Source organism: Aliiglaciecola sp. NS0011-25 (genome assembly GCF_040370605.1).
GTDB lineage: Bacteria > Pseudomonadota > Gammaproteobacteria > Enterobacterales > Alteromonadaceae > Aliiglaciecola > Aliiglaciecola lipolytica_A.
Genome location: NZ_BAABWR010000011.1, coordinates 1 through 22,635, shown reverse-complemented (window position 1 = coordinate 22,635; position 22,635 = coordinate 1). Strand labels below are relative to the sequence as shown.

The 22,635-nt window shown below is 42.5% G+C and carries 21 protein-coding genes and 1 pseudogene; 10 read left to right on the top strand and 12 right to left on the bottom strand.

The features are described from left to right. Positions 1–164 precede the first annotated feature (164 nt). Entirely contained in the window at positions 165–1,169 is a 1,005-nt protein-coding gene (locus ABWV72_RS10995; RefSeq protein WP_342806253.1) for a DUF1838 family protein, read from the bottom strand. A 519-nt stretch (positions 1,170–1,688) separates the two neighbouring features. Between ABWV72_RS10995 and ABWV72_RS10990 the strand changes: the two genes are divergently transcribed. Next, on the top strand, positions 1,689–2,405 hold the full coding sequence (locus ABWV72_RS10990) for an SDR family oxidoreductase (RefSeq protein WP_342806254.1): 717 nt from the start codon (positions 1,689–1,691) through the stop codon (positions 2,403–2,405). Between the two features lie 53 nt (positions 2,406–2,458). On the opposite strand, the gene ABWV72_RS10985 is transcribed toward ABWV72_RS10990, so the two are convergent. After that, positions 2,459–3,088 (bottom strand): Crp/Fnr family transcriptional regulator, encoded by a 630-nt coding sequence (locus tag ABWV72_RS10985; protein WP_353370674.1) that lies wholly within the window; start codon positions 3,086–3,088, stop codon positions 2,459–2,461. A gap of 134 nt (positions 3,089–3,222) precedes the next feature. On the opposite strand from ABWV72_RS10985, the pseudogene ABWV72_RS10980 reads away from it, so the two are divergent. From ABWV72_RS10980 to ABWV72_RS10960, 5 genes and pseudogenes are all read left to right on the top strand, one after another. After that, positions 3,223–3,681 (top strand): annotated as a pseudogene (locus tag ABWV72_RS10980) (NADPH-dependent FMN reductase); the annotation flags it as partial. A gap of 455 nt (positions 3,682–4,136) precedes the next feature. Next, complete coding sequence (locus ABWV72_RS10975) at positions 4,137–5,153, top strand: LacI family DNA-binding transcriptional regulator (RefSeq protein WP_353370533.1); 1,017 nt, start codon at positions 4,137–4,139, stop codon at positions 5,151–5,153. A gap of 35 nt (positions 5,154–5,188) precedes the next feature. After that, positions 5,189–6,517, top strand: coding sequence for a histidinol dehydrogenase (gene hisD, locus ABWV72_RS10970; RefSeq protein WP_353370531.1), 1,329 nt, complete (start codon positions 5,189–5,191; stop codon positions 6,515–6,517). A gap of 8 nt (positions 6,518–6,525) precedes the next feature. Beyond that, positions 6,526–7,299, top strand: a complete 774-nt coding sequence (locus ABWV72_RS10965; protein WP_216049261.1) for an SDR family NAD(P)-dependent oxidoreductase — start codon at positions 6,526–6,528, stop codon at positions 7,297–7,299. Positions 7,300–7,515: 216 nt separating this feature from the next. Then, entirely contained in the window at positions 7,516–8,397 is an 882-nt protein-coding gene (locus tag ABWV72_RS10960) for an AraC family transcriptional regulator (protein WP_216049260.1), read from the top strand. A 26-nt stretch (positions 8,398–8,423) separates the two neighbouring features. Here the strand turns inward: ABWV72_RS10960 and ABWV72_RS10955 are convergent, their stop codons facing one another. The 8 genes from ABWV72_RS10955 to ABWV72_RS10920 form a co-directional block, all read right to left on the bottom strand. Further along, positions 8,424–8,855 (bottom strand): hotdog fold thioesterase, encoded by a 432-nt coding sequence (locus ABWV72_RS10955; RefSeq protein WP_216049259.1) that lies wholly within the window; start codon positions 8,853–8,855, stop codon positions 8,424–8,426. 121 nt (positions 8,856–8,976) lie between these two features. Next, positions 8,977–9,864, bottom strand: coding sequence for a 3-hydroxyisobutyrate dehydrogenase (gene mmsB / locus ABWV72_RS10950; RefSeq protein WP_342806259.1), 888 nt, complete (start codon positions 9,862–9,864; stop codon positions 8,977–8,979). Positions 9,865–9,904: 40 nt separating this feature from the next. Next, entirely contained in the window at positions 9,905–11,395 is a 1,491-nt protein-coding gene (locus ABWV72_RS10945) for a CoA-acylating methylmalonate-semialdehyde dehydrogenase (protein ID WP_216049407.1), read from the bottom strand. A 210-nt stretch (positions 11,396–11,605) separates the two neighbouring features. Beyond that, positions 11,606–13,768, bottom strand: a complete 2,163-nt coding sequence (locus ABWV72_RS10940) for an ammonia-forming cytochrome c nitrite reductase subunit c552 (protein ID WP_353370528.1) — start codon at positions 13,766–13,768, stop codon at positions 11,606–11,608. Positions 13,769–13,905: 137 nt separating this feature from the next. Continuing rightward, positions 13,906–14,682 (bottom strand): alpha/beta fold hydrolase, encoded by a 777-nt coding sequence (locus tag ABWV72_RS10935; RefSeq protein ID WP_353370526.1) that lies wholly within the window; start codon positions 14,680–14,682, stop codon positions 13,906–13,908. An 8-nt stretch (positions 14,683–14,690) separates the two neighbouring features. Continuing rightward, positions 14,691–15,893 (bottom strand): 3-oxoadipyl-CoA thiolase, encoded by a 1,203-nt coding sequence (pcaF, locus tag ABWV72_RS10930; RefSeq protein ID WP_342806264.1) that lies wholly within the window; start codon positions 15,891–15,893, stop codon positions 14,691–14,693. Further along, positions 15,893–16,711 (bottom strand): CoA-transferase subunit beta, encoded by an 819-nt coding sequence (locus tag ABWV72_RS10925; protein ID WP_342806266.1) that lies wholly within the window; start codon positions 16,709–16,711, stop codon positions 15,893–15,895. Before ABWV72_RS10925 ends, pcaF begins: the two co-directional genes overlap by 1 nt. 1 nt (position 16,712) lies before the next feature. Then, a complete protein-coding gene (locus ABWV72_RS10920) occupies positions 16,713–17,528 on the bottom strand; it encodes a CoA transferase subunit A (protein ID WP_353370523.1) in 816 nt (271 codons plus the stop codon). Between the two features lie 192 nt (positions 17,529–17,720). Here ABWV72_RS10920 and ABWV72_RS10915 point away from each other — a divergent pair, with 192 nt between their 5' ends. After that, positions 17,721–18,500, top strand: coding sequence for an IclR family transcriptional regulator domain-containing protein (locus ABWV72_RS10915; protein WP_353370521.1), 780 nt, complete (start codon positions 17,721–17,723; stop codon positions 18,498–18,500). 40 nt (positions 18,501–18,540) lie between these two features. On the opposite strand, the gene ABWV72_RS10910 is transcribed toward ABWV72_RS10915, so the two are convergent. Then, positions 18,541–19,443 carry a LysR family transcriptional regulator gene (locus tag ABWV72_RS10910; protein WP_252729292.1) on the bottom strand — a complete coding sequence of 301 codons (903 nt, stop codon included), beginning with the start codon at positions 19,441–19,443 and terminating at the stop codon, positions 18,541–18,543. Between the two features lie 99 nt (positions 19,444–19,542). Between ABWV72_RS10910 and ABWV72_RS10905 the strand changes: the two genes are divergently transcribed. The 3 genes from ABWV72_RS10905 to catA are packed head-to-tail and all read left to right on the top strand — an operon-like array spanning position 19,543 to position 21,919. Next, positions 19,543–20,658: a muconate/chloromuconate family cycloisomerase gene (locus tag ABWV72_RS10905; protein ID WP_353370517.1), complete on the top strand. Its 1,116-nt coding sequence runs from the start codon at positions 19,543–19,545 to the stop codon at positions 20,656–20,658. A 15-nt stretch (positions 20,659–20,673) separates the two neighbouring features. Continuing rightward, a complete protein-coding gene (gene catC / locus ABWV72_RS10900) occupies positions 20,674–20,952 on the top strand; it encodes a muconolactone Delta-isomerase (RefSeq protein ID WP_216049230.1) in 279 nt (92 codons plus the stop codon). Positions 20,953–20,983: 31 nt separating this feature from the next. Continuing rightward, positions 20,984–21,919, top strand: a complete 936-nt coding sequence (gene catA / locus ABWV72_RS10895) for a catechol 1,2-dioxygenase (RefSeq protein ID WP_342806272.1) — start codon at positions 20,984–20,986, stop codon at positions 21,917–21,919. Positions 21,920–22,226: 307 nt separating this feature from the next. Here catA and ABWV72_RS10890 read toward each other — a convergent pair. After that, a partial coding sequence (locus tag ABWV72_RS10890; protein ID WP_353370514.1) for an IS3 family transposase occupies positions 22,227–22,635 on the bottom strand: 409 nt, incomplete at its 5' end.

Here is a 22,635-nt window from a genome sequence, read left to right as displayed (position 1 = left end):
ACATAACGCAATCAAGTAGTTTTCACTAGTAGTAACTGAATATCAATAAGTTACCTAGTAAAGATGAAGGGGAATTAGGGGGATTTTAGGTTAGCGTTTTTATTAAATATAAAAAAGCGGCAATTAAGCCGCTTTTGCATTTGTAGGGCACATGCTTATTTTAATTATTTTTTAACAGGTGCTGGTTTTTGTTGGCGGGCATAGTTTTCTAAACTTGATAAACTCGGGCCATACCATTCTGTTGGCGCTTCGAAATACTCAGGGTAGTGTTTTTCAGCATAGGCGCGTATTTTAGGTGAAAGGATTTCCGAACTATTATAGCCACCCATCTCACAGTCGTAGAAACAATGTCCTTCGGCTTGTCCCATTAACATCCACGGTAGCCAAGGGGTGATTCGACTCCAAGCTCCAGAGTATTGAATGCTGGTCAAGTCTGGATTGGCTAAGTCGTCTTTATTGATAACGTAATTAAACATCTCAGAAACACGATTCATTGGACCTGAAGATTCTCTTGGCCATGTATCTGGTTGCAATGCATTAGGATAAAATAAATGAATATGCCTATTTAATGTGACGGTATTGTTTGGTGTTTCTTTCCAGGGGTAGAGCATGGGGATCTTTTTCTTCTCGGTTTTAATCAAACCACCATAAGAAGGACCCTCAGGAACATAGGGAGTCAGTTTATAGTTGAATGGGTCGTTTGCAACAGGCACCACTTTCACGGTTTCGTTGGTATATGGATTCGTCCATTCTTCTAATACGTCGCCAGTTTCTAAATCCGTATAAAAACCAACTTCTTTGAGCACTTTTCCGTATACGCCATTGCCTTCGTCAATTAAACGGGCATATGAAAATCCTTCAAACCCAAACAAAGGTTTAACTTTTTCATTAGGGCGAACGCCATTCACTATACCGGCAAAATAACCAAATTTTTGTTTACCAAAATCAAGATCACCTTGTAAACGAGCCATGGCATCACGATTCCATTCAGGATCGTGGTAAGGCAATGCACCAGATGCTTTAAAAGGCTTAGCTGGGCGATCAGTTGCGCAACCTGCTAATGCCAGTGTGCCGGAAGCTGCAACACCACCACCAATCAAAATTTTACCTGAATTAAGCAGAAAATCTCTGCGCTCAGAAGTGTTAGTTTTTAGCTTTTTAGAATCCATAATATCCTCGGTCATCAGCTATGTAATGCTTGCGAATACCTAAGTTGTTATATTGGGCACAACACTAGTATTCGTTAACGTTTATCAAGTATTTAATCTTGTCAGTAATAAGTACTAATTTAATTTGCAAACTTATTTTGCAATGGCTTTAGATTAGGGGCTGCAAAATACAAGGGCATTAACAAATGTCAAAAACAGCCTATCTTTTTGCATATTAGAAAGGTTTGCATTCAATCATTTATGGCATTTAGGTGTTTTATGTTTAGGGGGAGCAGAATTACACGCAAGGTTGCTCATTATTTAATCATAACGCTAGTAAATCTTTTGCATCACATAATATATCTTTGGCTAATACCCAATGGGTTCTCACTGGATTGCAGTGGTTAAATGTAAATTCCTTCAAAGCCCTATGACAATTATCAATGTTGAGATTGTTGATTAGTGGAAAACTGAATGCGTAATTTATGTATGAAGATATGAATTACGTTGTTCCATTCGGCTTACAGGAGAGCTTAAATAATGACAACTTATCTAATTACTGGCGCTAATCGAGGCTTAGGTTTTGAGCATACTAAACAAGCCCTAGCGGCTGACGAGAGCGTTATTGCAACTTGCCGAGAACCAGAAAAAGCAACTGAGTTGTTGGCATTAAGTGAGCGTTATCCAAAGCTGAGAATAGAGCAACTTGACCTATCTGAACATGATTCCATAGCGGCTATCGCTAAACGTTTAGATGGTGTGGCCATTGATATTTTGTTTAATATTGCTGGTTTGTTCGGTGGTGGTTGGTCGAATCAGGCTGATCGCTATAAACAGTCATTGGCGGGTATGGATTACGCCCTTTGGCATGAAATAATGCAAGCCAATGTATATGGCCATTTTGAGTTGATTGCAGTTTTATTGGCTAATCTTGAAGCGAGTACACGAAAAACCATCATTATGATGTCATCTGATTTAGGTTCTATCGCCAATAATCAACTTGGGATGGCTCACGCTTATCGTTCCAGTAAAGCAGCCTTAAATATGTTAACAAAAGGTCTTTCTATTGAATTAGCGCCTAATAAGATCACTGTTATTTCACTTGCTCCAGGGTGGGTGAAAACAGATTTAGGAGGTGATGATGCTCCTTGGGAAGTAGACGATAGCGTCAGACACCAGCGTGATGTTATTGCCAATTTAACTCCCTCTGCAACGGGGAAATTCATAGATTTACTTGGTAAATCAGTGCCGTGGTAAGGGCAAAAATCATTGTATTACCCGCAAAGATAAATACTTTTTAAGCCTTAACGTTAGTTTATGCTGCCCATTTCCTCCACTGCTTTGAGGTTAAGAATGCTGATAGTATTGGGTGAGATGACCGAAATGAGTCCATCTCCTCTTAGTTGGCTGAGGGTGCGGCTGACAGTTTCTACTGTTAGCCCTAAATAATCGGCTATATCTGTTCGCGTCATCGGTAATTCTATTTTTTCTGGTTTGGCACCAGGCAGGCGATTAAGTAATTGTTTCAACATAAAACAGACGCGTTCATAGGCTTTTAATTGACCCAAAAGGTAAACTTGTTCAAAGGTATGAGACATGACAACTGAACGGATTTCTTTCAAGTTTTCGCCTAACGTTGGAAGCTCTTCGGAGAGCGCCAAAAGGTGTTGACGTTTAAATTCGTAAACGGTCAGATTACTTAGACTTTTGACGCCATATTGGTAACTGTCAGAATTGGATAAACCAATGAAGTCGCCAGGATAAACGAACGCAAATATTTGACGACGTCCATTGCTCGCTATTTTTTCCATTATCCCTACACCAGAAACAATATTATATAGCCTGTCGGAAGGAACATGTTGCATAAAAAGGTACTGTTGTTTGGCAAGTACTTTCAACCTAGCGCTGTTTGATAAGCAGTCCAGGTCTGGCTTGCTCATGTGCTTGAATAATAGACAATCATCTCCAAAGCTAATGCTTTTATAGGGACTAGTTAATTGCACCATTGTTGAATCTCTCTCTATTATTTTGGGTTGTTTAATGAGTAAATGAATTACGCTACTCAGTAACCCATTTTGACGGAAAATTTCTTTCCGAATTACCACACTATTCAATGGATGCATTAAACAATTCTGCTGAAGCTCGTGAGTTAGTCGCCAAGATACGTCAGGCAGATGGTATTATCATTGCCACTCCAAGTTATCATGGCTCAATTTCTGGATTAATAAAAAACGCCATTGATTATTTCGAAGAAACGTCTAAGGATTCCCGAGTTTATATGGATGGTCTTCCGGTTGGGATTATTGTGACAGCTTATGGTTGGCAAGCAATAGGATCGACACTTGGCTCAATGCGCTCAATTGTACATGCATTGCGCGGTTGGCCTACACCTTTTGGAGCTGGTATTCGAGTAACCCCAGGTATGTTTAAAGACGGTACAGTTTATGATGCTAACGTAGACACTCAACTAACATTGGTTGGCAAGCAAGTGTTTGATTTTGCGAAACTACATTGCACTCCAACGTCAATTTAGTGATATCAAAACCGCACTCAGCACGAAGCTAATTTAGTTTTGCGTTTGATAAGTTTATGCCCCACAAATGGCATTATTTAGTTTAATCATATTACACGCCTTGCAAGGCCGATAAACTCAAATTGTTTCTTCTTTGCTAATACGTATTATGACGCTTTTTTTAAGCGTCAAACTCTTTTAATCCTTAATAAGCCGTACTGCAATTATCTCAGATTGCATATATTTCAACTTTCGAATTTATATTGACAATAATTATCAATGCGTGCAAATATAGATTTTTGCATAGCTATGCAAAAATGCTGATTAGCCAATTCTGGCTGATAAAAACAAGCTTAATTAAGGTCTGAATATGATTTATCAAATAGTACAAATGGACTTTAGGCGAGTGTTCATTAGCGGGCATTTTTGCGCAGCGCTAAAACGTTGTCATAACTATCTAATTGTTGGTTTGGTAAATGAGTGAAAATCATAAACAAGTGGCCGCGGCCAGCGATGTAGCCAAACTCGCAGGCGTATCCCAGTCCGCGGTATCCCGCACCTTTACTGAAGGAGCGAGTGTTTCGCTAAAAACCCGTAACAAAGTAATCGAAGCGGCGCAGCAATTAGGTTATCGACCTAATTTATTGGCTCGCAGTTTACTCAAAGGTAAGTCCAATATTGTTGGCGTGGTTTTAGGAAATCTGGAAAACCCGTTTTATTCTCAGATACTTGATGTGTTATCAACCAGTTTATCGGCGGGTGGTAAAAGGCTGTTGGTCTTTACCGTTGGAGCCAATGCTGAAGCTGATGCGCAGATAGATGAAATGCTTCAGTACCGAGTTGATGCCTTGATTCTTATGTCGACCACCTTGTCTTCCTCACTCGCTAAACAATGTCAAAGTGCCGGTATTCCCGTTGTCTTTTTAAACCGCACGGGACAATTTCCCGAATGCTGGGCAGTGACAGGTGATAACCAGCGTGGCTCACACTTAATTGGTAAGCACTTAATCGATTGTGGTTATCAGCGAATCGCCTTTATGGCTGGTTATGTTGATTCGTCTACCAGCTCAGAACGAGAGCAGGCATTTAGCCAATACATACAAGAACAAGGGCGGCCAGCTCCAATTCGCGAAGTAGGACATTTTAGCCGTCAAGGTGCATTAGCAGCGGCAAGACGACTATTAGCGCTACCACAGCCGCCAGATGCCATATTTTGTGCCAATGACCATATGGCTATGGCTTGCCTTGATGTCGCAAAATTTGAATTTGATTTAGAGCCTGGTAAAGACATCGGCATCGTCGGTTTTGATGACGTAAGCGCCGCTAGCTGGCCGAGCTTTGAATTAACCACTTTTAGTCAACCGGTGGCACTGATGGCACAAAAGGCCGCCGAGCTAATTATAAACCCTGCACTTGTGAGTCAACAGGCAGAACATTTTGTCGTACCAGGGGAGCTGCTTATTCGTGGCAGTACCGTTGGTAAAACGAAGTAAAACAACAAGCACAATTAACAAACTAGGATAATAGAATGGCCGTTTGGTTAAAACGCGGAGCAACCGCAGAAGTAAAAGCTGATGCTGATCGTAAAGTCAGAGATATTGTAGAAAGTACCTTAGCCGATATCGATCAACGTGGTGATGCCGCAGTGCGAGATTTGTCGATAAAATTTGATGGTTGGGATCGTGAAGATTATCGACTCTCAGCTAAAGAGATCCAAGCCTGTATTGATACCTTGTCGAAACAAGACTTAAAAGACATCGAGTTTGCTCAAGCACAAGTCAAAAATTTTGCCACCATTCAACGCCAATCGATGCAAGACGTAGAAGTGGAAACTATGCCCGGAGTTATTTTGGGCCACAAAAATGTGCCAGTTAACGCTGCTGGTTGTTATGTACCTGGCGGTAAATATCCGCTTTTGGCCTCTGCTCATATGTCAGTTATCACTGCAAAAGTGGCTGGGGTTAAACGAGTCATAACCTGTGCGCCACCTTTCAAAGGTAAACCTGCACCGGCGATAGTCGCAGCTCAGGCGTTGGCGGGAGCTGATGAAATATATGCTTTAGGCGGTATTCAAGCTGTGGGCGCGATGGCATTAGGTACGCAAACTATCGATCCTATCGATATTCTTGTTGGCCCTGGAAATGCTTTTGTGGCTGAAGCCAAACGCCAGTTATTTGGTCGCGTCGGTATCGATTTATTTGCCGGTCCAACGGAAACATTGATTATTGCAGACGAGTCGGTTGACGGTGAAATATGTGCTACCGATATCCTTGGTCAAGTTGAACACGGCCCTGATAGTCCGGGTGTTTTATTAACCAACTCTGAAAAACTTGCCCGTGAAACTATGGCTGAAATTGAACGCCTATTAGAGATATTGCCGACCGCAGATATCGCGCGCAAAGCGTGGGAAACCTACGGTGAAGTCATAGTCGCAGAAAGTTACGAAGAAATGGTACAAATTGCCGATGAACTTGCGTTTGAGCATGTTCAAGTGATGACCAGTGACCCGGACTATTTCTTGAATAACATGACAAACTTCGGTGCCTTGTTCCTTGGTCCACGCACCAATGTGTCCTTTGGAGATAAGGTGATTGGTACTAACCATACATTACCAACCAAAAAATCGGCTCGTTTCACTGGCGGATTGTGGGTCGGTAAATTCTTGAAAACCTGTACCTATCAAAAAGTCATCACTGACGAAGCATCCGCTTTGGTGGGTGAGTATTGTTCACGTTTATGTAACTTGGAAGGTTTTTCTGGTCATGGTGAACAAGCGAATATACGTGTTCGTCGTTATGGTCATAGAGATGTGCCATACGCAAGTGCCGTTGTTCCTTCTGATAAAACTCGCGCCTGAGGTGAATTGTGACTGAGATTAGCTTACCTAAACTTCCAAATATGCGACTAGATGGACGTCGTGCGCTAGTGACGGGGGCTGGTCGAGGTATTGGCATGGCAATGGCTGCTGGTTTAGCTGAGGTTGGTGCGCATGTGACCTTAGTTGCCCGTAGTCAGGGCGAAATAAGTGCGGTGGCTGCGGCCATCGTCGCTGCTGGTGGTCAGGCTGAAGCTGTGTGTTTGGATGTTACCGATTTACAACAAGTCGAGGTCTTTTTCGAGCAGCGCCAAGGGTTTGATGTTTTGATTAATAACGCGGGTACTAATCGTCCGAAAGGGATGATGGATGTCACTGAAGATGACTACGATGCAGTTTTAAATCTGAATCTCAAAAGTGCGTTTTTTGTTGCACAGGCATGTGTGAAAAAAATGGTCGCGTCAAATATTAAAGGTTCGCTTATACATATTGGTTCGCAAATGGGTCATGTTGGCGGCCCTAATCGGTCGTTATATTGCGCTTCAAAATGGGCCTTAGAGGGAATGAATAAAAGCCTAGCTCTAGATCTTGCAAGTTATGGCATTCGCTCCAATACCATAGCGCCAACCTTTATTGAAACACCCTTAACCAAGCCGTTTTTTGAAGATCCGTTATTTTTACGCTCGGTATTAAGCAAAATTAAATTGGGTCGATTAGGACAAGTGCAAGATTTGATGGGCGCTGCAGTATATTTGGCTTCGGATGCTTCTTCGTTAGTCACTGGAACCAGTATAGTGGTGGACGGTGGTTGGACAGCCGATTAGTTTGCCACACCCCCTGCCACTGCTTTGCTAGCTGCTAATTTCTGTTAGAAGATGGCCCAGTGCGTCCTCACATTAGACTTCTACTCATCTGGATCACCCTCTCGGTTCCGCTAATTTATTTTGTATCTCATTATTAATATGGATTATATTGCGTTGTGCAGCCTTGAGTAAAATGAAGCCTTAGGTTTAGATTATCCAATTGGAGAGAACAGCGCAGTGAGCAAAACATCGAACTGGCCCCTCAGTAGCCACAGCGAACGAATGGTGTCGCCCGTTGTTATTCGCCAGCAACTACAACAACATCCACTTACTCAAGATTGTTACCCTTTGGCAGTGGGCCGCTACGAAAAAGCGCTTTTTCATGAAATGTCACGAAATAGGCATGACGACAATATCTTGATTTATTGCTTTTCGGGCAAAGGTTTTTTACGTACTAGTGACTGGAGCGGCGAGATACAAAGTGGTGAGCTGGCGTTATTGCCTAGGGGAGTGAGTCATAGATATTGGGCAAATGCCGATGATCCTTGGTCGATTTATTGGTGTCACTTTTCCGGTCATCAAGCTCAAGAATATGTCTTTAATATGGATTATAAAAAGCAAATGCCGATCCTTAAAATCGGGCATTCACCCCAACTAATGGCACAGTTTGCCTCAGTGCTGGCCGAATCAAGCACAGGTTACAATACGCCAGCTATGATCTATGCTGCCAATATGCTTAAACAATTACTTGCTTATATCGGTAAGCTGGCGCAGCAAGTTAACACTCCCGAAAGGCAGCAATTTAACCTCGATATTTTACAAGCTTATATGTTGCAGAACCTGAATAAATCAATTGATCTGGATGCATTGGCAAAGCAGGTGAATTTGTCTAAATTTCATTTCAGTAAGAAATACAAAGAAGCGACGGGTTTTTCACCGGTTCAACACTTTTTAAAAATGAAAGTGGAATATGCCAGCTACTTATTAGAAACCAGCGAATTAGCGATACAGGGTATCGCTTCACGGGTAGGTTATGATGATAGTTTGTATTTTTCTCGATTATTTAAAAAACACACTGGGTTGTCGCCTTCAGAGTATCGAAAACTAAAGCATAGTTAAGTGATAATGCCTTTGGTTATTCTTGCTTAACGTCTTATTGGCACTACCGCAGTCGTCAATTTCGACAAACAACTAAGTTTACCTTGATCGTTCTCTAAGCGAATTTCCCAGATTTGTGAGCGAGAACCTAAGTGAATAGGTCTAACTGTTGCCGTTACTAAACCTGAGGATACCGAACGTATATGACTGGCATTGACTTCCTGACCAAACACTTGAAATAAGCTTGTGTCGACACAGTAGTAACCAGCTATGCTTCCTAAGGTTTCTGCAAGTACCACATTTGCGCCTCCATGGACTACACCGTATGGCTGAAAAGTGCGTTCATCCGCTGGCATAGTTCCACGTATAAAGTCGTCACCCACTTCCGTTACTTCCAGCCCAAGTGAGCGATTAATCTGACCTTTGGCTAACATTTGATTTAGATCTTCAACCTGTGGTTTTGCAAACCAGATACTCATTGCTTTACCTCAATAATCATCACAAAACATAAATTCCATCATACTAGCCTAGTGACGGTCAAATTAGTGTCACTTATAACGGACTATTTTTAGCCGTATGTATTTGAATAAACTGGTTTTATTAGTCTTGATATAATTGCATTATGCTGGAAAAGTCCAGAGCTCCATTGCCTTTTGACTTGTGCATCGAATACAGTGATTTTGCTTGCGAACCCATGGGCGCTGGTGAGCCACTTTGATGGCTAATGTCCATCGCCAAGCCTAAATCTTTGTACATCAAATCAACCTGGAAGCCTCCTTGATATCCGTTAGACGAAGGCACTCCTTCCATCACATTGGGATAAGGATTATATTTTTGTAACGCCCAATTATTGCCAGAGCTTTGTAACATTATTTGCGATAACACTGCGGGATCTAGGCCATTTTTTACGCCCATATTAAGTGCTTCCGCAGTGCCTGCCATTAGTACTGACAGCAACATGTTATTACAACATTTTGCGATTTGACCTGCGCCACTAGCGCCTGCATGAAAGATGTTTTGACCCATGTTCAATAAAATCGGTTTAGCTTGGGCAAATTGTGCATCTGTCGCGCCAACCATAAACGCTAAGGTACCTGCCACTGCGCCAGCCACACCACCAGAAACTGGAGCGTCAACAAAGCTTAATCCGCGCTGCTCGGCAATTTCACATACACGTTTTGCAGTTGCTGCATCAATCGTTGATGAATCAATGATTAAGACGTCTTTTTTAACCACATCAAACAATGGTTGCGATGACGATACGTAAAGCCCTTCAACATGCTTCCCAGAAGGCAACATTGAGATCACTACATCTGACTCTTGAGCCGCCTCAACCGCGCTGCTTGCGGCTAAACCACCTTTTGTTACGACATGTTTAATCGCCTCAGAAGATAAATCGAATACTTTAACAGTGTGACCAGCGTTAACTAAATTGATGGCCATTGGACCACCCATATTACCTAAACCTATAAAACCAATAACGGCCATGACTTTGTCCCTTACTAATATAACGTTAAACGGTGAAAAATCATTTCAATTCAATAGTGGTATTTACACCGGTATCAATATCATCGTCGAACCATCTTGCTGTGATGGTTTTTGTCTCAGTATAAAACTTCACGGCTTGCTTACCATAAGCGTGTTGATCACCGTAGAACGATTTTCGCCAACCAGTAAACGAAAACATCGGGAGCGGCACAGGGACTGGGACATTGATACCCACCTGTCCGACCTTTATCTCGTGTTGATATTTACGAGCAACTGCGCCAGAAGAGGTATAAATGGAGGTGCCATTGCCATAAGGGTTTTCATTAATTAGGTTAATGGCTTCTTCTAAGGTGTCCACTTCCAATACAATCAATACCGGACCAAATATCTCTTGTTGGTAAATTGACATGTCGCGAGTGACATCGGTGAACATCGTTGGACCAACCCAATTACCATCGGGATATCCAGCAACTTGATAGTCACTACCATCGAGTAAACAGGTTGCCCCCGCATCTTTGCCTTCTTGAATCAGCTTCAACACCCGTTGTTTCGCTTGTGGATTGATCAAAGGACCATAACCGGCTTCAGGATCATCCCAAACACCAGGTTTGACCTTCGCCAATGCATCACGCATTTCACCAATCCATTGCTTTGTTTCACCTACCAACACGACTACCGAAATCGCCATACAACGTTGTCCGGCAGCGCCAACTGAAGCTCCAGCAATACCATTAATAACTTGGTTTTTTGATGCATCAGGCATGACGACCATGTGATTCTTAGCGCCAGCAAAGGCTTGTACTCGTTTTAGGTGGTCGGTACCGGTACGGTAAATATGTTCACCCACAGCCACTGAGCCTACAAAGGAAATCGCCGGTGTATCTTTATGTTCCAATAATTGATTAACAGCATCTTTTCCACCGTGCACAACTTGTAATAAGCCGTCAGGTGCACCTGCTTGTTTAAATAGTGCCGCCAATCGCATAGGCGTGAGTGGATCTTGTTCTGACGGTTTAAGTACAAATGTGTTACCGCAGGCAATTGCCATGGGGAACATCCACAACGGGATCATCGCTGGAAAATTAAAGGGGGTAATACCGACGCAAACACCTAAAGGTTGCGTGATGCTGTAACAGTCAATCTTGTTAGCTACGTTTTCAAGAATCTCACCCATACTCAATGAGGCGATATTGCAGGCATGTTCAACAACTTCGATACCCCGCCATACATCCCCTTTGGCATCAGCAAAGGTTTTTCCGGTTTCTTTAGCCAGTAAGCTGGCAAGTTCATCATGATGCTCTTTAAGTAAAGCTTGGTAACGCAACATGAGTCGCGCTCTGTCACCAACTGGCACATCTTTCCAAGTTTCAAACGCTGCTTTGGCTGCGTTCACTGCATCTTCGACTTCTTGCGAGGTGGCGAGAGGGACTTGAGCAATCACTTGTTGGTCGGCTGGGTTGGTAACATCCAACCAGTGTTGGGTTTTACTTTGGACTAGCTCACCATTAATTAGCAATGGTACTTTGTGTATTTGTTCGGACATAACAATTCTCAAGTATCGTATCAATACTTTAAGATTAGCATATCTGGCCGAACTAGAAGATTGATAATCTTGTGAACATTATGGACTATCTTGCGATCATAAATGAGGGATTGTTAGCAGTTTTGTTGCGCTCACGCCGATGGCGATTTGCCCATAAACTGGCAATATCGCCTTGCTCGGTCAGTGAAAGTTAATTTGTTAGTTTAACCTTTGGAAAAAATTGAACGATCCTTGGTCACCGATTTTTCTAGAAAAATTAATGCCAAGTTCAATCAATTGAGGTGCATTATTGTACTGTTTAATGACTTTTTTCAGTTCACTGACCGCGCGTTTTGTTTGGTCAACGCTATCTAATGCAATAAAGTAAACATAAGCGTATTGAACATTTTGCGAGTCCCATTTTATAGCCTGTTTAAATGACTTTATAGACTGCAATTTTTGTTGCTGACGAATTAAATGCAAACCTTGCGCGTAGTGTAATACTGCTGATTTAGGGTTGGCTGTTAGCCCTTGTTGAAGGGTTTGTGCAACTTTATCGGTTTGTTGTGATGCACGATAAATATCCACCAAATTAACGTAATTGATATCAAAGTAAGGATCGACTTCAATTCCATGTAAAAGTGCATCTATCGCTTGCTGGTTTTGTTGAAGTTTCATATACACTTGGCTTTGGTTAAGGTTCCCTTCACCGCGCCACTGGGTTAATTCATTGCTGCTAAGTAAAGCGTCTAATGCTTGTTTGAAAACTGGGGTTGCTTCGAAGCCCAAGTTAATTAGGTTACTGGCCGCAAAAACGCGTACCGCTTTATATTGATCGCTGAGCAGTGTTTGATAGCTTTTTAAACGTTCTGCTGGTGGCAGTAATTGGCCTATTCTGGCAGTGGCCAAGCGAATCAAATCATGCTCTGAGCTTACCCATTGTTGAATGTCTGCGTCGCTCAACTGTTGAACTGAATTAGGTAACATAGAGATGGCGCTGGCGCGTTTTATCACACTCAGTTGTTCGTCGTTAATTAATGCAAAGTGTGCTTGCAACGGAAGGTAGCCCTGATGCATCAGGTCGATATAAGCCTGTTCCCCTTGAGGTAACGATTTAGGTTTACCGTGCCATTGTTGCACATTTTTAGCTGCCCACTGCGCAGACTGGTCTTGATGGCATTGATTACAAGCATTCGGCGTTCCATAGGTTACCGACAAATCTGGACGAGGAATGGTTAAACTGTGGTCACGTCGATCATCTACACCCATGTAAGTGGTTTCTGGCATATGACAATTAACGCATTGTGCGCCAGCGGAGTCCATCGGGTGACGAATATGTTCAGGCTGCTGGTATTCTTGAGGACTGTGACATTGCAGACACAAACCGTTGCCTTGCACTTTAATTTTCATACTGTGTTGGTTGTGGCAGTCAAGACAATTGACCCCAGCGGCAAACATTTTACTTTGCAAAAATGAGCCGTATACATAAACCTCTTCTTTGATATGTCCATCGGCATGATACAAAGGAGGCGATAACAGCGTGGGCGAAAATTGGTCCAAAAATGCTGTTTCAGGGTTGATTCCATCAGTAAGCGGGGCACGTAAAGAGTGGCAAGCAAAACAGCTATCCATAAATTTATTATCGCGAGGAGGGCCTTGCCAATGAGCTACTTTATCCTCTTTACCCCGTAACCAATTGCCAAACTCCCGTTGCTCTTCTTTGTTTAACAGTGACTTAGTGCTTGTGGTTTGCCTGGCGTTTGTTTTTGGATGTTCAGTCATCTCACCATGACAAGATTGACAACCCACATTGATATTGTCCCAATGTGTATCGAAACTATCTTCGGCTACGTTGTAATTGCGTTTAAGTCCGTCTGAATGACAGTCGGCGCACATACCGTTCCAATTTTGCAAAGGTTGTTGCCAATGCAAGCGGTCATTGGGTTTAATGTCTTCTTCAGGATAAATGGGGTACCAACGCTGGCCACCATTTTGTTTTGTTCTTGAATCCCAAGCAAAGGGGAAAACTTGTAATCGACCACCTTCTTTTTCGATAAGGTATTGTTGCAGCGGATAATGGCCAAAGGTGTATTTTACTTCATAGTCATGGGTGCTTGAGTTTTCAGTAAAGCTAATTCGATAAGTATCATTTTTTGTATAAAATTTGGCGTGCTGTGAATAATGCTCTGTTTCAACGCCAGAAAAGTCGCCCAACACACTATGTTTGTCGGCAATTGCCATCGCCTTCGCATGGTCTGATTGTTGCCAATCTGACACTGCTTGCTGATGGCAGCCGACACAGTCTTTTGCCTCAGCAGCAGCGCTCACATTGTTGCTGCTGGTGAATAGAAAAAACGCTATAAATAGGGACAGAAATTTCATGCAATTTTCTCTATTTTATGAATTTAGTGTGAAAAAACGTGGCTAGTATAACCTTATTTTTTAACAAAAAACATCACACTTAAATCCACAAAGTACATGATTTTGTATGTATTTATAGCTCCTGTTAGGTAACTGAGTTAAATCAACTTATTCAGAATATTACGGATTTTATCCGGTGCTTCAACAGATGGTACATGGCCTACATTTTCAAGCTCAATAATGTCACTAACGCCCATTATCTTTGCCAACGCTCGGACTAGATCTGGTGGGGTGGCTACATCGTCTTTACCGGCAATGAAGTTTTGCGGTATATTAAGTGAATGAAGCTTACTGGCTTGATCTCTTTTTCCAAGCCACTCACAAAGGGCTGCATAAGAAAAATCATCAGTAGCAGCTAAACTTTGCTGCCAATGTTTTGCTAAATTTGGATCTCGTTGTGTTGATGTGGGGCTAAACCATCTGGCCACAATGTCGGCGCTCATTTGTTGCAGACCAACTTCTAGTACTGTTTTTTTGCGCTCTAGCCAAGCCTCAGGCGTACCAATTTTGGCACCTGTATTGGTTAATGTGAGACTGAGCAAGCGAGTAGGGTGGAATATTGCAAGTTGTTGCCCGATGGTGCCACCAATTGAGGTTCCAACGTAATGAAATTGACTAATATCTAATGCATCACACAGGTTAAGCAGTTGAGTAACCAAATCAAGCTCACCAAGAGGGGCTGCATCTTTAGCGATAGGCTGACTTTTTCCGTGACCAGGCAAATCCCACCTGAGTACATAGAAATCGTTGGCCATTGCTTGGGCAACTTGATCCCAAGCATCAAGGTTCATCCCCAGAGGATGCGCTAAGACCATTGGCGGTTTTGCAGCAGAGCCTAAAGTCTCAAAATGTGTGGAAGTATCTATATTTTTCATAATTTAACCTATGCTCGTTCAATTAACATTGCGATGCCTTGGCCTACACCAATACACATTGTACACAACGCATACTTTTGTTGACTTTGCTGTAATTGAAAAGCTGCTGTTTGTACTAAGCGAGCCCCTGACATCCCTAATGGGTGCCCCAAAGCAATTGCGCCACCATAAGGATTAATTCGCTCATCGTCGTCTTCTAATCCAAGTTCTCGGATACATGCTAACCCTTGTGCAGCAAAGGCTTCATTTAGTTCGATAATCGCAATATCTTGCAGCTTGATTTTAGTTCTGGACAGTAATTTTTTGACCGCGTTTACCGGGCCTATACCCATATATGCTGGTTCGACCCCTGCAGTGGCCATCCCGATTACCCGAGCTACAGGTTGTAAATCATAGCTATTTACCGCTGATTCACTAGCAACAATCATGGCTGCAGCCCCGTCGTTTATTCCCGACGCGTTGCCCGCTGTGACACTTCCATTTTCTCGAAATGGCGTTTTTAATTTTGCTAGCGCTTCTAATGTGGTCTCTGGACGTAAATGCTCATCTTCGGTAATTTGCACGGCGTCACCGCGTCTAGGTTGATAGCTAATAGGTGTAATTTCTTTAGCAAAACAACCTGCAACTTTCGCCCGCTGGGCTTTTTGCTGTGAATTATATGCAAAAAGGTCTTGATCGGCCCGCGAAATCTTATAGCGTTCTGCAACATTTTCAGCCGTTTGCGGCATGGTTTCAGTGCCATACAGTTTGTTAAGCTGGGGATTGATAAACCGCCAACCCATAGTAGTGTCTTGCATTGTTTGTGCGCGATCGAACGCAGCGCTTGGTTTACCCATTACATATGGCGCTCGAGACATCGACTCAACACCGCCTGCAAGATAGATCTCAGCCTCAGCACTTGCGATGGCTCTAAACGCAGTACCTATTGCATCCATACCCGAACCGCACAAGCGGTTAATGGTTGTTGCCGGTACTTCAACGGGTAATCCTGCTAGTAGCGTAGACATGCGAGCAACATTTCGATTGTCTTCCCCAGCCTGATTAGCACAGCCAAATATTGCATCATCAATCTGTGAGGTATCTAATTTAGGCATGTCGGCAAGCACGGCTTTAATTACTTGCGCTAACATATCGTCGGGTCTGACATTTGCCAACGCGCCACCGTATCGACCAATCGCTGAGCGTTTAGGAGAGCAAATAAAAACTGACATTACACTTCTCCTTGAGCGCTGTGAGCGCGTTCGGTTTTTTCTTTCAATTGACGCAGAACATCCAGCTCTTGTTCATTCGGTGACGGGGTGGTGGTGAGCGCTTCCGAAAACTTAATCGGCCATCCGGTGGCGTTAATAACCTGCTCTTTAGATACACCTGGATGCAGGCTAACTACCACTAATTCTTTAGTGTTAGGATCTGGTTTGAGAATACATAAGTCGGTGATTACAACAGTTGGGCCTTTGCCTATCTGCGGATGTTGTTCTCGTACCTTTCCATCGCGACCAAAGCCTACAGTAGTGACAAAATCTACCTGCTCTACAAAAGTACGAGTAGAGTGTTTTACGGTAATAAAGACTTCTTTTGCATTCGTTGAGATCTCTGGTGCGCCGCCGCCTCCTGGTAAACGAACTTTAGGGTTGGCGTAACTTGTTTTCCCTAGTTTCGATGTCGTACCATCATTTGCCGCGATTACGGTAGTATTCAAATTTGCATATTTATCAATTTGCGCAGTGCCTAAAAATCCCACATCAATGTGACCGCCTTGTAACCAGTATCTAAACATCTCTGGTACGGATACGGTGGTTAATGCAGATTCACACAGTTCACCATCACCAATAGATAAGGGCAAAATTTCAGGTTTAGTTTGAATCGTGCCTGATTCATAAATTAAGGTAATATCTGGCGCATGTGTCATGCGTGCCACATTGGCAGCTTCACTAGGTAAACCAATGCCTACAAAACAGGTCATATTATTTGACAATGCACGGGCTGCGGTCACTGTCATCATTTCAGCAGGGGTGTAATTAGCAGTCATGTTAGTTTGCTCCTGTTTGCAGAATTTCGTCTTGTAACCATTGCTTAAAACGTTCTCTATCTCTACTGATTGCATCCCAATCGAGATAATATTGATTATCACGTTGGTAGTAGCCATGGGCGTAGGAAGGGTGAGCGCCCTTAGGTACAACTGCAATATGATCAATCGTCCATGCTGGTAACACACATGAGTTTGGTCCAGCGTTGAGGTCATCAACTATTTCTTCAACGGTAACAATACTGCACTTTGAACTCAGTACGACCTCTTTCTGTACACCGATAATCCCTTCAATTAAGACATTGCCATGCCTATCAGCTTTCTGCGCATGGATGATACCTACATCCGGTTTTATAGCCGGAACACAGGCTAATTTTTCACCGGTGAATGGACATTCCACGGAAGATATGGATTCATTGACATCGGGTAATTCACTGCCGATATAGCCTCGAAAAACAGCCATAGGTAGACCCGCAGCGCCTGCTTCATATGCATTGGCCATAGCTGCATGGCTATGTTCAATAGACTCTAAGGCATTGGGGTAATCATTTTGAAATGCATCTCGTAAACGGTGTAATGATCCGACACCTGGGTTCCCACCCCATGAAAAAATTAGTTTTTTTGCACAACCTGCACCCACTAATTGATCATAGATTAAGTCTGGGGTCATTCTTATTAGGGTTAAATTACGTTTTTGCTGGCGAATAATCTCATGTCCTGCTGCAAATGGAATAAGGTGTGTGAAACCCTCCAATGCAACGGTATCACCATCGCTTACAGATTCAGATATTACTTGTTGCAGTGAATTGAAAATTGCCATTCTTTCCTCTTGTTCGCATTACAAACATATATTCATTATGCGAACAATGTAATGTACACTGTGTTAATCGTCAAGTCATAACCGTGCTAAAAAGCATTAAAAATGATTACGAAGTTGATAAAAAAGGTTTTAATTCTTTGGATTAGATAGAATGACAAATAGCTTAATGAAGAGAATGAAGGGCGCTTTAACGTGAATGAAGAAAAAATATCAGTAGATCATCGGGATTATGTGGGTGCGTTAGCTTCGGGGCTTGAAGTCTTAGGCTCTTTTGATGTGCAGCATAAAAAAATGACACTGTCTGAAGTCGCGCAAATCACAGGTATGGACAGGGCGAAAGCTCGTAGGCTTCTATTAACTCTACATGCGTTAGGATACATCGCCAAAGATGGGCGTCAGTTTATGCTGACACCTAAAGTATTGCGCCTTGGTTACGCATTTAATGCCACCAATGACCATCTCGATGTCGTGCAACATTACTTGCAATCAGTCACAACTGAGCTGGGCGAGTCTTGTTCTTTGTCGATACTCGACAACCAAGAAATCATATATTTGGTAAGGTCGTCGGCTGCCCACCGATTAATGGCGATTAATTTAACCCCAGGTACTAGATTACCGGCAGCTTATACGTCGATGGGCAGAGTGTTGCTTGCTCAATTGTCTGAAACCCAACAGAAAGCGTGGCTGCAGACGGCCGAACTTTATCAGCATACAGAAACCAGTATTGTGGATAAAAAAGACTTTTTGAACATGCTGAAAGAGGTCAAACAGAACGGGTTTTGTGTGGTTGACCAAGAATTGGAATTAGGTCTACGATCCCTCGCCATTCCCGTGTTTGATTATCATGGAAAACTACTTGGGGCGGCCAATATAAGCACCAATTCTCTGCGAGTCAGTATCGAAAAGCTTATTAACGAATATTCACTGGTGTTAAAAGATGCCGCTAAACAGATTTCTGCGCATGCTAAATAGCCGGTTTGAATTGTTTATTATGGCCTAAATCTAATACTGCTTACGAATACCGACCGTTTTTTTGATTCTCAACTAATTCATCCAGTATTTGTGTCGCAGCTTGCATTATTTCGCTATAGGGCTCTTTTCGTCGGCTGCAAATGACAGGGCTAGTTATGGATTTATCTTCTAGTTGCACCAGCACTACATCATCTCTCGTCATGCGTTTAACTTGTTCAGGCACAAGCGCAAAGCCCATTTCTGAGGCCACCAATGCCAACGCCGTTTGAATATCATTTACCTGTTGTGCAATACGTACGTTCAATCCGTTACGAGAGAATAAATCAATACAAATGTCGGCAAATGTCGGGCTTTGACCAGCTGGATATAGGATCATAGGTAACTTTGCTAATTCAGCCATGGTGATGGTTTTTGATGCCAACGGGTGTTCTTTATGCAGTGCCACTAACATCGGCTCTTGTAACAAGGTTGTCTGTTCAATTTCTGGATCGTTTATATAGATGCGTCCTAAACCGATATCAATTTTGCCGGTTTTGAGTGCGTCTAATTGGTCACGGGTTTTTAATTCGTACAATATAATTTCAGCTGTGTTGTTCTGCCTTAACCTTCTAACCATGGTCGGAAATTGACCATAAAAAACCGATGGTACAAATCCAATACCAAAAACAATTTTGCCACTTTCGGCCACTCGACGTGTATCTTCTATGGTTACCGATACCTTAGATAGGATTTGTTTAGCATGTTGCCAAAAGTATTGGCCGGCCGGCGTCAAAGTTAATCCACGTGGATGGCGGTTAAACAAAGTGACACCGATCTCTTCCTCTAACTGTTTGATTTGTCTGGTTAAAGGTGGCTGAGCGATGAAGAGTTTTTTAGCCGCGTTGGTTAAGTTTAACTCCTCAGCTACCGCACAGAAATAGCGTAGATGCCTTAGTTCCATCATACCTCCAAGGTATTGCTCGCAACCAATTCAATATTGGTAAGCACTCAAAATAGCATTTAAATTAAATAAACTTTAACTACATGGTAACAGACGATTAACATGAGCAAGATTGCAAGTATCAATACTTTTATTGTCGATATTCCGACAATTAGACCACACAAACTGTCGATGACCTCGATGTCAGTACAATCAATGGTGATTGTACGCATCCGTGATAATAACGGTTTAGAAGGTATAGGTGAAGGTACTACTATTGGTGGTTTAGCTTATGGACCTGAAAGCCCCGAAAGTATTCAAACGAATATCGACAAATATTTTTCGCCACTCATTATCAATCAGCCAGCAAGCAATATCAATGTGCTGATGCAAATGCTGAATCAATCTATCCGCGGAAATTACATTGCTAAATCAGCAGTAGAGACCGCTTTGTTGGATTTGAAAGGCAAGCAGTTAGGTGTTCCTGTTTCTGATTTATTAGGTGGTGCTTGTCACGATAAAGTGGACTGTCTTTGGGTATTGGCCTCTGGAAATACTGAAAAAGATATCGAAGAAGCCAAAGCAATGATTGCGCAAAAAAGGCATTGCCACTTTAAGATGAAAATTGGTGCTAGAGCACTCGAAGCAGATATTGAGCACGTCATAGCCGTGAAAAAAGCTCTTGGCAGTAACATCAGTATTCGCGTGGACGTGAATCAGGCGTGGAACGAAGTGACCGCGGTAAAAGGTATGGCAGCGCTACAAGATGCAGGCATTGATTTAGTTGAGCAACCGACACCGGCTAAAGATTTTGCCACTTTAGTGCGATTATCCGAAAAATTTAATATTCCGATTCTTGCCGATGAATCTATTGCAGACAAACAAGACGCCTACATTCTTGCCAAGCAGGGCTTTGCTGGCTCAGTGGCACTCAAAATTGCAAAAGCAGGCGGGCTTAAAGGCGCACTCGATGTTGCTACTTTGTGTTCCGCTGCTGGAATCGATGTTTACGGTGGAACCCTGTTGGAAGGCTCAATAGGCACAGCCGCCGCCTTACACGCATGGTCGACCATCCCTAATATGCAATTTGGCACAGAAATGTTTGGCCCTTTGCTTTTAAAAGACGATTTTATCAAAAACCCACTTCAGTATCGTGATTTCGGTGTTGAAATTCCTACGCTTCCAGGATTGGGACTTGAGATTGATGAAGATAAATTTACTCACTACATGCGTAAGTAACGCGAGGATAAAAATATGTTATTTCAAGTAAATATGACCGTAATTCCACCAAAAGATATGCCTAAAGAGCAATTTGACGAAATAAAAGCAACAGAAAAGAAATATGCCGAGCAGCTTCAGCAGCAAGGTATTTGGAAGCACCTTTGGCGCGTTGTAGGGCAATATGCCAATGTGAGTATTTTTGAAGTAAAAGATAATGCGCATCTCCATGAGATTTTGATGGGGCTTCCTTTATATCCCTATATGGAAATGACCGTGACTCCTTTGTGTGATCACCCTTCTTCCATTCATTAATCATAATCAATTAGCGTACTTGGAGATTTTTATGAGCGTTAAAACAATGCAAACAGAAGCAGTACAAACCCTACTAAAAAAAGCGGCTGGACTAGATAAAGAAGGCGGAAACCCGCGTTTTAAAACCATAATGCATAGGTTTTTATCAGACATTTATCAAATGATAGAAGACTTGGACATTACTCCAGAAGAGTTTTGGCAAGGCGCTAATTACTTAAATGAGTTAGGTACAAACAAAGAAGCGGTATTGTTAGCGCCAGGTCTTGGATTCGACCACTATTTAGATATTCGCGAAGATGCAAAAGATGAGTTAGCAGGCATCGCTGGTGGTACTCCTCGCACAATTGAAGGGCCACTTTACGTAGAAGGTGCACCTATTATCCAACAAGGCGAAAAAATGGATGATGGTAAAACACCAGGCCAAGAAATGTTGCTACATGGTCGTGTTACCGATGAAGAAGGAAACCCAATCGCCGATGCAATGGTCGATATCTGGCATGCAGATACGAAGGGCGCTTATTCATATTTTGATCCAAGCCAAAGTGAATTTAACTTACGTCGCAGAATTCGTACCGACAAAGATGGGAAATATGTTGTGCGCTCAATCGTGCCAAGTGGATACGGATGCCCTCCAGGCGGATCTACCATGAAAGTGCTTGAAAACTTAGGTCGCCACGGCAACAGACCTGCTCACATTCACTACTTTGTATCTAAACCTAACTTTAAACACCTTACCTCGCAAATTAATTTAGCCGGTGATGAATACACCTATGACGACTTCGCTTTCGCCACACGTGACGAACTGGTTGTTGATGCAAATCCGGTTAATGATGCCAAACTTATTAGTGAACATGGTTTTGCCAAAGAATACCTAGATGTTGAATTTAACATCGAACTTGTTAAAACCACTGAAGAATCAATCCAGCAAGCCCATCCTCGTGCCCGAGTATCCTTAGAACAAGCATAAGTTTATTCTTTGGTGATGCAAAAAGTTTACAAAAAGAAGGTTACTAAAGCCTCGGAATGTAAACGCATTGAGCCCATTTGGGCTCTTTTTTTATATTTTTTGTAGATGCTTTAACCTATATGCCTTTTATTAAACGACTAGTTGCTCGTTAATCTCCTCTTCTAACTAATCTGCTTTATTTCACATTGATTGATGCAAAGGGGCGCTCTGTATTTATTGATTTGCGGCTGAGTGCTGTATCGCACAGACTAGCGTCCATTAAAAGGTCAGTTTAGGGTGTAATGGTCAACTCTTCTTGGACACTTTATTAGGCACTTTTCATTAATTTCATCTCATATTCAACTGGTGAGATGTTTCCCAGTTTATGGTGTCGTCGTTTCTGGTTATAAAATGGTTCGATATAATCAATAATATCCGCTTGGGCCTGGTGACGAGTTTGATACCTTCGGTAGTTAACTCTTTCAGACTTTAAACTTCTAAAGAAACGTTCCGTAACGGCGTTATCTAGACAATTTCCTGCTCGACTCATGCTTGCCTGGATTTCAAATTCACTCAAACACTTCTGGAACGAATCACTGGTGTATTGAGCGCCCTGATCCGAGTGGAATATGACTCCTGTCATAGGCTCTCTTTTATTAACTGCTAAACGTATAGCGCGGGTTGTTAACTCAGTATTGGGTTTATCTGAGAATGCCCAGCTAATAATCTTTCTCGAG